The 455-nt window shown below is 48.6% G+C and carries 2 rRNA genes; both read left to right on the forward strand.

The window, feature by feature from the left end:
• Positions 1 to 104, forward strand: a 23S ribosomal RNA gene (locus CDH51_RS19965); the annotation flags it as partial.
• A 185-nt stretch (positions 105 to 289) separates the two neighbouring features.
• A 5S ribosomal RNA gene (gene rrf, locus CDH51_RS19970) occupies positions 290 to 401 on the forward strand.
• Positions 402 to 455 lie beyond the last annotated feature (54 nt).

A 455-nucleotide genomic window follows, 5' to 3' on the forward strand; every position in this document is an offset into this window, starting at 1 on the left:
GACTTCCGTATAGGGCCCTCAGAGACGATGAGGTTGATAGGCTGCAGGTGTAAAGGCAGTGATGTCATAGCCGAGCAGTACTAATTGCCCGAAAGCTTACCGAAATCCTGTTGCAGTTTCTACAAGATATGTTATCCCGATAGCGATCGGGAGTATCGAGTATCAAGTACGAAGTACAATGTACCAAGTACCAAGATAATGATACAGAACAATAAGACATTAGACCAAGGGTCTGGTAGTAGAGAGATTGAATCTTGCTACTTGCTACCGGCTACTTGAGTCTTCCAGTTTAGGCGGCCTGGCGCAGGGGTTCCACCTCTTCCCATCCCGAACAGAGCAGTTAAGCCCTGCAGCGCCGATGGTACTGGGGTTACACCCGGGAGAGTAGGTCGCCGCCTCATTATTCAAAACCTCAATCTACCGATTGGGGTTTTTTGGTTTTAGGACAACCCTCT

Origin of the sequence: Algoriphagus formosus (assembly GCF_002807035.1) — a bacterium.
Taxonomy (GTDB): Bacteria; Bacteroidota; Bacteroidia; order Cytophagales; family Cyclobacteriaceae; genus Algoriphagus; species Algoriphagus formosus.